Consider the following 12,102-nt stretch of genomic DNA (forward strand, 5'->3'; position numbering starts at 1 on the left):
GAGTTCCTCTTTCGTGTTTATTTCGTTTTTGTCAATAAATAGAGAAAATATGGGGCTCCGATAAAGGCCACTACTACACCGGCTGGTATAGCATTCGGGGCAAAAATAGAACGTCCAATTGTATCGGCACTAACTAAAATGAATAAGCCAAGCAGCGCACTAACCGGTAAAAAATACTGGTGCAATGAGCCGACAAGCCGTCTTGCCAAATGCGGAGCGACGAGACCGATAAAGCCAATACCGCCTGTCATTGAAACACTTGCACTCGCCAAACCAACAGCTAAGGTCAGCAAAACGAGCCGTTTACGCTGGACACGTACACCTACACTTGAGGCGACAGCATCTCCTAATGTCAATGCATTGAGGGTGTTTGACTGCATGAGTGTAAGCGGCACAAGGCATACAATCCAAGGGAGAAGTGCTAGCACGTGAATCCAGTCTCTCCCCCATACATTGCCCACAAGCCATCTTGAAGCAAACGTGTATGTATCCTCATCCAGCTTCAATGACAAATATAAGGTGAGTGCACTAAATCCCGCAGCAACTGCAATCCCGACTAAGATCAGCCGGATAGGAACAAGCCCTTCATGCCGGTCGTATGCAAGAAGTACGATGACCAGTGCCGCCAGCAGTCCGCCGCCAAACGTAAAGAGCGGAATGAGAAGAGCAGGATTACCTTCAAGTGCGTGAAAATACGTCACAAACACAATTAAGCCAAATGCCGCCCCTGCATTCAGTCCAATGATTCCAGGATCGGCCAGTGGATTACGGGATAAGCTCTGCAAAATGCCGCCAGCTACGCCAAGGCCAATTCCCGCCAAAATCGTCACTACGATCCGGGGCAGGCGATAGTCAAACAGCACCGTTTCACTTTGGAAATCACCAAAGCCAAATAACGTCTTGATAACCACGACAGGGTTTAGTTTCAGCGTACCGGTATTTAAACTATACAGCACAACAGCCGCACTCAGGCAAAGCAAAACGACTGTCACGATAAGAGCACGCTGTTTCTCTTTCATGACAGGTTCCTCCCTTCTTTTCTGGCAATATATAAGAAGAAAGGAACACCAACAAGCGCTACCATCACACCAATGGCAAGCTCTCTTGGCGGATTGACTGTGCGGCTGGCAAGGTCTGCAAAGACAAGCAGCATAGCGCCTAGTATCGCTGACATCGGAATGACGAAACGATAGTTTACACCAACAAGCTTTCGTGCGATGTGCGGAATGACGAGACCGACAAACCCAATGGACCCGACTGCTGATACAGAAACCCCTGCTAATAAGACAGCAGCGGTCATTCCTAGTATTCGCACTTTTCTTGTTTTCACCCCTAAATTCGCCGCTACATCCTCACCGAGCGATAGCAATGACAGTGACCGTCCCAATAACATCGCCCATACGATCACCACTAGAATGACCGGGGCAAGAATTGTCAGCTGCGGCCATTTTACACCAGCCACCCCGCCTGCATACCAAAAAGCCAAATCCTGACTCAGGTCAAAATAAATCGCGATCCCAGAGCTGAGCGCATGCAGCAATGCGGCAACAACGGCCCCTGCCACTGTTAGGCGCAGCGGTGTCAATACGCCGCCAGCCGCCCCAATGGCAAAGATCAGCAGCGTACTGAGCACAGCACCGATAAAGGAAAAAAACATCAATGCCGAATAGGGTATTCCTGGGAAAAACGCAAAACAGAGAGCCACCACAAACATTGCACCGCCATTAATGCCCAAAATCCCCGCGTCTGCCAGCGGATTTCTTGTAATGCCCTGCATGAGAGCACCCGCTACGGCAAATGCCGCTCCAACTAGAGCTGCCCCTAAAACACGAGGAAGTCTTAATTCATGGATAATCTGCTGCTCAGTTACATTTGACTGGTAGTCAAATACAGCTGTCCAAACCGTTTGCAGGGACAATGTCTTTGCACCGTATGACACAGCAAAAAACATGGCAGCCGCTAAACCAATGACTGCGAGAAAAAATATCAAAAAATACACAATATGTGATGATCGTTTTTGTTGAGGTGTTCGCATATCCTGCAAAATCGGTGTCATCCTTTTCTTCATTAAAAGTCAATTTGAAAATGAGAATCATAATCATCAAAATTATAGCCGCCAGTCTCTAAAAAATCAATGTACACCCTATTTTTTAATTAATGAAGGTATGTGCAAAGCAGCGAGATGAGAGGTTCTATTTTTCGCTTGGAACAATCTATCATTTTTTCTTATATTTTAATAGGAAAATAGTTGACATTTCGCATGTACATCCCCTAAAATTACAAAAGTAAGTCAAATGTTATAAAAATATTACAAACAGATGTCAAACTGATAAAGAATGACCCGTCATGAGAGGAGATTTGAACGTTGTGTCAGTAAAGGGAAAATGGAGTATCGTCCTATTTGCGCTTGCGGCCGTCATTGGAGCAGTTGCATTCTTCCAAAACCAACAAGCAAGTGGTACGGAGAAGAAAAATGTAAAGCAGGATACAAATTATAAAAATGTAGAAATTGTCACTCTCGTAAATGACGGGAAATTTATGAGATATGCAGTCAACTATCCTCTTTTTCATCAAAAAAAGCTAGATGACAAGATTCAAAGCTATGCCAATTCAGCATTAGAGCATTTTAAAAAGACCTTCAGTGAAGCAAAGGATATTGATGAAAATAAACGCTATGAGCTGAATATTGATTATGATATGGTGCATTATGCGAAACAGTCCGCTGCCATTCACTTTACGACCTATACGTATACTGGCCAGCAAAATGGAACCACCAATCATTTAACGATTAACTATGATTTTCAGAAAAAAACCTTTCTTGACACAAAAGATTTATTTTTGCCTAAAGCCAATTATTTAAAGAAATTATCCTACATTACATATATGGAGCTTCGAAAGGACAAAACTTTATCTAAGGATCTGCCTCTCCTTCAGAAAGGAACTGCCCCTACTGCTCAAAACTTCAGCCAATTTGCCTTGAAAGATAAATATGTGGAGTTTTATTTTCCAGCTTCTCAAGTAGCCGAACAGGACCTTGGTCCGCAAACGCTCGCAATCAAAAAGACGCTGCTGAAAGACATGATGAGACCAGAATATATGAATAAAACCAAAAATAAAAATGAAATGAAAGAACCGAATCCGAAAAGAAAAGCCGTCAAGCTTCCGCAAAAATCAAAGCTTGACCCGAATAAAAAAGCCATTGCACTCACATTTGATGATGGACCGAATCCAGCGACAACCTCAAAAATTTTAAATGCCCTGAAGGCGAATAAAGGACATGCCACCTTTTTCGTATTAGGCAGCAGGGTGCAATATTATCCTGGAATGCTTGCTGACATTTTAAAAGGTGGGAATGAGATCGGAAACCATTCTTACAATCATCCTTTATTAACAAGACTGCCTTTAAAACAAGCCGTGAAACAAGTGAAGGACACCCAGCAGCTGATTGAGAAAGCGAGCGGATATACACCTACTCACTTTAGACCGCCATATGGTGGAACAAACCAAAACATCAATCAGGCGATTGGGATGAAGGTATCGTTGTGGGATGTTGATCCTGAGGATTGGAAAATTCGCAACAGTCAGCAGATCACAAGCCACGTTCTCTCACATGCAGCAGATGGCAGAACAGTGTTAATGCACGATATTTATGACAGCTCAGCTCAAGCAGCAGTAAAGATCATCCATGAACTCACCAAACAAGGCTACCAGCTGGTAACAGTGAGTGAACTTGAACAATTAAAAAAGGAACGACAAGAACAACCCCCTATGCAGTAGACACAGGGGGTTTCTTTTATGACTCCAAAGACTTTTTTTGCTTCAATAAGGCTTGAAATGTCTCTTCAAGCTCTTGCGATGCCTCAATACTTAAACGGCTGAGCACTTCAGACAGCTGCATATCAATTAACATAAGCTCCTCTTCTCTTTGAGTAACAGCGGGTTTTTCTTCCTTTTGTTTATACGCTTCATACGTGCCGTCAAACCCGACAATGCGTTCTTCGTGAACATGGAAAATGCGAGTAGCCACCTGCTCAATCAGTCTGCGATCGTGGGAAACAAACACAACGGTCCCTGGATAATCCTTCAATAGACCTTCAAGCGCTTCAACTGCAGCCAGATCTAAAAAGTTCGTCGGTTCATCCAGCATGAGCACATTGGCATCACTGACGAGTAAGGACGCAAGCATAGTCTTCACCCGTTCTCCCCCGCTTAATACCCCAACAGGCTTATGCACATCATCCCCACGAAATCCAAGTCTCGCTAAAACCGTTCGAACCACTGTCTCATCTTGAACCGCCTCTTTCAGCGCATTTTGTAGAATGGATTCATCTACCTTCAATCCTGAGAGATCCTGACGAAAATACGCTAGTTTGGCAGCCTCTGAGCGAGAAATTCCGGGATGTCCATTCACTAGCATTCGAAGAAATGTCGTTTTGCCGCTCCCGTTTTTTCCGATAATGGCGATTTTATCTCCGCCTCTCACTTCCACATTCGCCTGCTTCCAAAGCACTTTATCGCCTGCCTTGCCATCTACATGTTTCACTCGTAAAATGGTACGGCTTGCTACTTCCTTCATCGTATGCTGCGTCATTTGAAGGGGCTGAACGTCCTTTACCTTCTCAACCTTTTCTAATTTCTCCATTCTTGTTTCAATAGATTTAGCTGTTTTTTGCAGCTTTTTTTGTTTATTTGCATAGTAAGGCTTTGCAATTTTAGGCCCTGAAGATTTCACCTTTTGAGATGGCTTTGTCGCTTTGTCAGCCTTTTTCTTTTTCTTTTCGAGCGCATGCTCTAACTGTTTTTTCTTTTGTGTATAAGCTTCGTACGCTTCCACCTGCTGACGATGTGCCAGCTCTTTTTGTTGTGCAAAATGCGTGTAATTACCTTTGTATTGATGAAGATGCCCTTGATCAAGCTCCCAAATCTCCGTACATACCGCATCTAAAAAAGCACGATCATGAGAAACAACAATGAGTGCCCCTTGATAATGACGCAGCTTTTCTTCCAGCCACTCAATATGTTCTGTATCCAAATGAGTTGTCGGTTCATCTGCTAATAAAAGGGCAGATGGGCTGCTTAATGCTCTTTCAATATAAGTCTGGGTCATCTCGCCGCCGCTCTGTCTGCCATCTGCTTGTTTCAGCTGAGGAAGCAACATACAGGTCGTTGTCGCGGCAAATGTGCCGCTGTCTGGTTTTTCCTGCCCCGCCAGCACATGCAATAAAGTTGTTTTCCCACTGCCATTTATCCCTACAAGTCCAATGCGGTCATTTTGATGAATGGCCAGCTCCTCAATTTCAAATAACAAGCGATCCTTTCGAAATACCTTTAACTGATTGGCTTTTAATAACATCCAATCCTCTCCTTTCGTATCAGGAGACATGAAAAAGCCTCCCATTCTCAGAATAGGAGGCAAAATGGTGTACAAAAATAAGCGGATTGATCTAGTATGATGTACCGTTCACATTTGAACACACACATCCTACGTATCAATCACCTCATTCTTTGATTCCCAAGCTGTACCATCCTATTCCGAAGCTAAAAAATGAAAACGCAGCAAACATGGCAAACCGATCGTCTGCTCACTGCCTTCGTTCGTTCATTTTGCTTACAGGTCATAGGATTAGTACTTCATTGCATTGGGTCACCCTTCCGTCATTTGTTACGTATACGATAAAAGATTGGTTATTTTTTGTCAAGCTGAAAAGGCATAAGTGAGTCTATTAACTGACGTGTAAACGGATGGGACACTTCAAACAGTTCATCCTTTTTACATTCTTCCACTAGACTTCCTTCATGTAAAAAAAGAAGACGGTCACATAGATACACGGCCGCTTCTACATCATGGGTAATCATGAGGATGGTCATGTCCAGCTCTTTTTTTAATGTCTCAAGCAGCTCTAATATTTGTACTTGAACAGACACATCAAGTGAGCTCAGGACTTCATCTAGTATGAGAATCGATGGATGTGTTGAGATGGCTCGTGCAATGCAAACTCTCTGGAGCTGACCGCCGCTCAGCTGATGAGCATATTGATTCAGCATAGTCGAGGGCAGCCTGACTTGCTCAAGCAATGACAACACCTTCTGATCCACATTATGACCCTGCTTTAACAAGCGCATCGGCTCTGCTATGATCTCTTTCACCGTAAAGGATGGGTGGACAGAAGAGAGATAATCCTGAAAGACAACACTCATTTTCCCCCGGTTCACCCTCCGCCATGTGTGAGCCGGCTTCCCTTCAATTCGAATCTCGCCGCCATCTATCTTTTCTAAACCGAGCAGAATTCGTGCCAATGTGCTTTTACCGCTGCCGCTTTCACCGACTAACCCGGCACATTGCCCTTTTTCAATTTGAAACGAGACGTTTGATATGCGTGCTTTTGATTGCATTTGACGAGAGAAGAAACCTTTCTTATCTCCATGTTTGACTACATCATCGGCTGTGATCAACATAGGAACGCCTCCACTCTCTTCTGCTGCCGAAGTGCTTCAAGTGGGGCAGATAACCTCAGTCTCGTCTCAATTAAATGCTTTGTTTGGGGATGCTTGGGTGATGTGAATACTTTCTCGGCTGAGCGATGCTCAAGCATTGCGCCTTGATGCATCACCATCACATCGTCTGCGATCGCCTGAACAACACCTAAATCATGCGAAATGACGATCAAGGCGGCGCCTGTTTCTTCTTTCAGCCTTTGGAATTGCCTGATGACTTCACGCCGATTATATGCATCCAGCGACGCCGTTGGCTCATCTGCAATGATCACGTCAGGAGTGAGCATCATTGTGATGGCAATCATAACACGCTGCTGCATACCGCCAGACAGTTCATACGGATATTTTTTCATCAAATCATGCGGATTTTTTAAATGAACACACTCCAGTCCAGCCATAGCATATGCTTTCCCTTCTTTCCCGCGTAAACCTAGATGCTGCTGAAATGTTTCCAGCATTTGATGACCAATCGTTTCGATGGGATTGAATGCATTCATGGCATCCTGTGAGATGAATCCTATTCGTTTTCCCCTCCATTGCTGTGCTGCTTGAGTTGTCAATTTCTCCCCGTCAAAAGTGATTGATCCCCCCACCTCTAGCGAAGGGACAACAAGGTCAATTATCGCTTTTGCGATAGTTGATTTTCCACTTCCACTTTCTCCAATGATGGCTAAACAGCGTTTTTGATGTAAGGAAAATGTGATATTTTCTACTATCTCCTTTTGCAGAAGTGGATCACTTACGGACAGATTGTTTACGTCGATAAAAAGCAAACGGTCTCCCCCTTTTTTTACTGGTATGATGCATGACAGGGCTGGTGGCCTGCTGAAGGCTGTCTCCTAAAAAGTTCAACGCCATGACCACAAATAAGATGGCAAGTCCAGGTGCAAGCATATGTGCTGGATGTGTCACCATGACATTCTTTGCCTCGTTGAGCATCATGCCCCATTCCGGTGTAGGTGCACTGACACCTAACCCAAGAAAAGACAAGGCAGATATATTTAAGATCACCCAACCCGCATCAAGTGTCGCAAAAACGGCGATTTCTCCTGAAATGCGAGGAAATAGATGCCTCCTCAGAATGTAAAAGGAAGAGCCGCCAGATACCTTGGCAAACTGAACGGCTGGTTCATTCGCATATAGCAGGACAGACGAACGAATCATTCTTGTATACCAAGCCCATTTCGCAAGGACATTTGCCAAAATAATATTGAACAGCCCCGGTCCGAGTATCCCCACAACCGCAAGAATCATGACCTCTGCTGGAAAAGACAGCATGACATCACACAGTCTCATCAACACACCATCCACCTTTCCTCGAAAGAAGCCGGCCATGAGTCCAAGTGTGCTGCCAATGAGCATCGTGATACACATCGTCAGTAGAGCCGCAAGCATTGTTGTCCGAATGCCATATAAAAGCCGTGACAATACACATCTCCCGAGATGATCTGTTCCAAGCGGATAAGTAAGACTGATGCCGGCATATTTTTGAAGAATATTCGTATGTGTTGGATCATGTGGTGCTAACAATGGTGCAAACAGGCCTGCTAATGCAACAAGTGCTAACACCCAGATCGAAAGAACAGCCATACGATCTTTTCTTAATTGATTCCACCCTATCATCGTTCTCACGCCTCCTTTCGTAACTGCGGATTCATGGCCATCTGCATCACATCAGCAATGAGATTGCACACAACAAACAGGAACCCCATGACAAACAAATAGGCTTGAATAATCGGGAAGTCAGCGTGGAAAATAGCGGTTACACACAACCGGCCAACCCCTGGCCAAGCAAAAAGATTTTCAATAATAACGGTTCCCGCAATAAGCTTTGGAATAGACATACCAAGTGCAGTCACCGCTAATTGCAGGGCATGTCTCATGACTTTCAATTGAACAGATCGTTCCTTTAAACCACGGGCTCTTGCATAAAAAACAAATGGCTCGTGCTGAAACTTTAGAATTTGATTGCGTATCAGTCTCACATAGGTTGATAAGTAGCCAAGTGAAAGTGTGACAGCTGGGAGCAGAATCGACTGAAATCCTTCCATTCCACTCGTATTGACCCAATTGAATTTGACAGAAAAGAGCCAAATCAATAAAATCCCCAGCCAAAAGCTAGGCATCGAAGCGGCGATAAACACAAAGGCTCTCAGTATTCGATCCATCCAGGTATGAGCAGCATACGCACAGATCATTCCGAATAACAAACTGAACACAATGATGAAAAAGAGCGCTGCCCCTGCAAGCTGCAATGTCGCAGGCAGCGCCTCCATCATAAGGTCAAAAACCGGCTCCTTTGTGACGTAGCTCCTGCCAAAATCTCCTGTTAATCCATCTTTAAACCATGTGGCGTATCGTATAAGAAATGGTTGATCTAAACCTAGTTCCTGCCGCATTGATTCAATCATTTCTTCTGTTGGAGTCACTTGATTCACCCGTAAAGCGACCTCAGCTGGATCACTCGCTCGCATCGTGAGTAGGACAAAGGCAAAGAAGGTGATAAAGATCATCAGTGGGAAAAGCATCAATATTCGTTCGAAGAGATAGCGTGTCATGTCTCTACCTCCGCTTTATGATGAAAAATACATACGGTCAAATGGAATTTCATACTGTGACACGTGAAAACCTACACCTTTCAGGCGTTTATTATAAACGGCCTTTGTCACAGAATAAGAGATTGGGATGTAGACATTTTCATCGTGGATATACGTCAATATTTCTTGATACATTTGTTTCCGTTTTTGCTCATCTGGCTCTACCAATACTTTCGATATCGTCTCATCCAGCCACTTTTTCTTTTTTAACCCTAATTGGGCTTGGTAATCAGCATGGGATGCCACACGGAATGAAGAGACGTAGGTTTGCGGATCATAAGGAAGTCCCCAAGACAGCGAGTACATCAGATCGAATTTCCCTGTTTTTTGACGGTCTAAAAATGCCTGTTTTTCTTCTCCTCTAATATCCAGCTTGACCCCTACCTGCTTGAAATCTTGTTGAATCGATTCACTGATCGTTCTTTCGCCTGCGTTATCAGAGTTATAGTAAATGGTCACGCTTAGTTGTTTGCCATTTTGATAGCGGTAACCGTCTTCTTTCAGCTTCCAGCCTGCTTCATCCAATAATGCCTCTGCTTTCTTTTTTTGATAGGTTTTCTTTTTCAATGGGATATCTGCGTAAGGGACTGAAGGGGCAAGCAGTGTGTGCGCCACCTGTTCTGTCCCATTTAAAATGCCTTCGGTGATCATCTCTTTTTGAATGGCATATTGAAACGCTTCTCTTACTTTCGTGTCTTTTGTCATTGGTTGATTTGAATTGATGACAATCGATCTTGATCCAACAGGGGGACTCACGGTTACACCATATTGACCCGCTTCCTTTAAAGCCTGGAACGAGTCTCCGTCAATCATGTCACCATCTGCTCCAAATAATAGATCAATCTCTCCTTTTTGAAGTGCAAGTAAAATCGTTTGGTGGTCCGGCATGACTTTCCACTTCACTGTTGAAATCTTCGGCTTTTTCCCCCAATAATGTTCATTCATTTCAAAAACAGCATATTGATTTTTCTTATGTTCCTTTAGCACATACGGTCCTGTCCCTGCATAGTTGTTGACTCCATTTGCAGTTGTTCCATCAATGAAGCTTTTTGGAGAAATAAAACGGAATGGGCGTGTTAATCCCAACTCTTCTAATGTCGGATAATAAGGTTCTTTTAAAGTAAGAACAAATGTATGGTCGTCCACCGCCTTTGTGGATTTGATTTCAGATACGAGATTCAGCCAAGCATTCTTTTCAATATTTTTGACGACGGCATCGATGTTCATTTTCACAGCCTTTGCATGAAAAGGCTCGCCATCTGAAAAAGTCACACCTTTTCGGAGATGGAAGGTGTAGGTCCTTCCGTCCTTTGATATATCCCAGCTTTCTGCTAAGGCAGGCTGAATCCCTTTCTCTGTATTGACAACAAGCGATTCAAACACCATATTTTGAGCAGCCATCTCTCCGCCATATAAATGGGGATTGATGTCCCTAATATCTTTTGTACTTGCATACACAAGCTCATCTTCTTCTCTATCCTTCAGGCTGGAAGATGCTTTATTTTCAGAGCATGAGGCCAATAAAAAACAAGCCATGACCGAAAACAGCATCAACGTGTATGTAACATAAGGATGTTTTTTTATGTAAACAGGCTGATGATTCATATGTACTTCCCCCTAAATTAACAATATCGTAATCATTACGATTATTAATCGAAATGATTACGAATTGAATATTAGCATACAGATTTGGGAAACACAATGTCTTTTTTCATAAAAAAACAGACTCCTAGTAGAGTCTGTTTCGATGATGGATCAGGATCAAGTCTGGCTTTTCAGCGTGAGGATGATTGAACTTATTTTGCTTTTATGAATTGATCGATTACACGTAATGCTTTTTCTGTCCCGCCTGCTGTTTGGAAGCTTTCTTCAATTTTCTCAATCCCCGACCGGTACGTATCACTGCCTAGAACCGACTCAACGGTTTCTCTTAGCTGTGTTGCCGTTAGGTGTTCTTTATCCAGTGCACGAGCAGCAGATAATTCAGTTAGCCTTTGTGCCACCATCGGCTGATCTTTGTCGATCGGAATCACAACCATCGGAACGTTGTAATGAATGCCTTCATTGACGCTGTTCATCCCGCCGTGCGTCACAAACACATCTGTCCGTTCGAGCACTTCAAGCTGCGGCACATAAGGCTCGATCAGAAAATGAGAAGGCGCCTCTTTTAAGAGAGATTGATCCACTTTTTCACCTGTTGCGAGGATGACTTTTCCGCCAAAGTCTGCAAAGGCATCAATACACAGATTGAAAAATGCTTCCGTATCCCCAAGAACTGTACCCATGGAAATAAAGACGACCTTTTCTTGCTCGAGTGCTTCCAGCGGAAAATGGTGCTGATCGGCTCTTTTTAGAAAGCTCGGTCCAATAAAGACAAACGATTCGTTCACTGCATCGACAGACGGCTGAAAATATTCACTTGTATACACGATATTCAGTTCTCCACGATTTTTCATGAATTGCATCAAACGCGTTGGCTGAACGCCAAAACGCTCTTGTATTTTTTCTAATAGATGATCGGCTTTCTCATCCTTTTTGTATAAAGGCGTGTCAAAATGCGCCTCTTGCAGCACAAAAGATGGGTTGGAACCGATGCTCGGAATGTGTAAGTAATCTCGAACAAGCTCCCCTGCCCCAAACATATCAAAGTAAACAAAATCAAATGAATGCTGCTGAGAAAGTGTTTCCACTACTTCTAAAATATCAAATGATGTTTGCAGCATAGCATGAAAGAATGGCTGCATCGTATCTATATGACCTTCATCCACATGTAATGTCCGAATATAGTCTGGAGTTATATGTACATGAGCGCCTAAGCGTTTAATTCGTTCCTCATAATGTACAGTTGTAACCGCATGAATTTCATCTCCTCGATCCGCCCAAGCTTTGATGATCCCTAACATGGGGTTCACATGTCCTTCAGCTGGAAACGCAATCAATAAAATCTTTGCCACAAGAAATCCCTCCTCATTGTCAATTCTCTTCCATGTTAATCATATACAGACAGCCG

Annotated in this window: 10 protein-coding genes; 1 reads left to right on the forward strand and 9 read right to left on the reverse strand. The window is 43.6% G+C overall.

All coding sequences use genetic code 11. The annotated features are described in order from the left end of the window. Window positions 1–17: 17 nt before the first annotated feature. Window positions 18–1,019: a FecCD family ABC transporter permease gene (locus AKG37_RS08270; RefSeq protein WP_060698368.1), complete on the reverse strand. Its 1,002-nt coding sequence runs from the start codon at window positions 1,017–1,019 to the stop codon at window positions 18–20. Further along, entirely contained in the window at window positions 1,016–2,044 is a 1,029-nt protein-coding gene (locus AKG37_RS08275; RefSeq protein ID WP_193391706.1) for a FecCD family ABC transporter permease, read from the reverse strand. Before AKG37_RS08275 ends, AKG37_RS08270 begins: the two co-directional genes overlap by 4 nt. Window positions 2,045–2,367: 323 nt before the next feature. On the opposite strand from AKG37_RS08275, the gene AKG37_RS08280 reads away from it, so the two are divergent. Beyond that, a complete protein-coding gene (locus AKG37_RS08280; protein WP_060698369.1) occupies window positions 2,368–3,777 on the forward strand; it encodes a polysaccharide deacetylase family protein in 1,410 nt (469 codons plus the stop codon). A gap of 16 nt (window positions 3,778–3,793) precedes the next feature. Here AKG37_RS08280 and abc-f read toward each other — a convergent pair whose 3' ends face one another. The 7 genes from abc-f to AKG37_RS08315 form a co-directional block, all read right to left on the reverse strand. Further along, window positions 3,794–5,353 (reverse strand): ribosomal protection-like ABC-F family protein, encoded by a 1,560-nt coding sequence (gene abc-f, locus AKG37_RS08285; protein ID WP_193391707.1) that lies wholly within the window; start codon window positions 5,351–5,353, stop codon window positions 3,794–3,796. A 332-nt stretch (window positions 5,354–5,685) separates the two neighbouring features. Beyond that, window positions 5,686–6,456: an ABC transporter ATP-binding protein gene (locus AKG37_RS08290; protein ID WP_060698371.1), complete on the reverse strand. Its 771-nt coding sequence runs from the start codon at window positions 6,454–6,456 to the stop codon at window positions 5,686–5,688. Beyond that, the gene (locus tag AKG37_RS08295; RefSeq protein ID WP_060698372.1) at window positions 6,450–7,268 is read right to left on the reverse strand and encodes an ABC transporter ATP-binding protein; all 819 of its coding nucleotides are present in this window, start codon (window positions 7,266–7,268) and stop codon (window positions 6,450–6,452) included. The genes AKG37_RS08290 and AKG37_RS08295 overlap by 7 nt, the downstream gene beginning before the upstream one ends. Next, window positions 7,231–8,118, reverse strand: coding sequence for a nickel/cobalt ABC transporter permease (gene opp1C / locus AKG37_RS08300; RefSeq protein WP_060698373.1), 888 nt, complete (start codon window positions 8,116–8,118; stop codon window positions 7,231–7,233). Before opp1C ends, AKG37_RS08295 begins: the two co-directional genes overlap by 38 nt. A gap of 5 nt (window positions 8,119–8,123) precedes the next feature. Next, the gene (gene opp1B, locus AKG37_RS08305; protein ID WP_060698374.1) at window positions 8,124–9,053 is read right to left on the reverse strand and encodes a nickel/cobalt ABC transporter permease; all 930 of its coding nucleotides are present in this window, start codon (window positions 9,051–9,053) and stop codon (window positions 8,124–8,126) included. Between the two features lie 15 nt (window positions 9,054–9,068). Further along, entirely contained in the window at window positions 9,069–10,697 is a 1,629-nt protein-coding gene (gene nikA, locus AKG37_RS08310) for a nickel ABC transporter substrate-binding protein (protein WP_060698375.1), read from the reverse strand. A gap of 191 nt (window positions 10,698–10,888) precedes the next feature. Then, entirely contained in the window at window positions 10,889–12,046 is a 1,158-nt protein-coding gene (locus AKG37_RS08315) for a macrolide family glycosyltransferase (protein WP_060698376.1), read from the reverse strand. Window positions 12,047–12,102: the final 56 nt, after the last annotated feature.

This window comes from Bacillus australimaris (assembly GCF_001307105.1).
GTDB lineage: Bacteria > Bacillota > Bacilli > Bacillales > Bacillaceae > Bacillus > Bacillus australimaris.

Bases quoted from the DNA above. Each gene is read 5' to 3' on its own strand.
- nikA (WP_060698375.1), bottom strand. From the start codon at position 10,697: ATGAATCATCAGCCTGTTTACATAAAAAAACATCCTTATGTTACATAC.
- opp1C (WP_060698373.1), bottom strand. From the start codon at position 8,118: ATGATAGGGTGGAATCAATTAAGAAAAGATCGTATGGCTGTTCTTTCG.
- AKG37_RS08270 (WP_060698368.1), bottom strand. From the start codon at position 1,019: ATGAAAGAGAAACAGCGTGCTCTTATCGTGACAGTCGTTTTGCTTTGC.
- AKG37_RS08290 (WP_060698371.1), bottom strand. From the start codon at position 6,456: ATGTTGATCACAGCCGATGATGTAGTCAAACATGGAGATAAGAAAGGT.
- opp1B (WP_060698374.1), bottom strand. From the start codon at position 9,053: ATGACACGCTATCTCTTCGAACGAATATTGATGCTTTTCCCACTGATG.
- abc-f (WP_193391707.1), bottom strand. From the start codon at position 5,353: ATGTTATTAAAAGCCAATCAGTTAAAGGTATTTCGAAAGGATCGCTTG.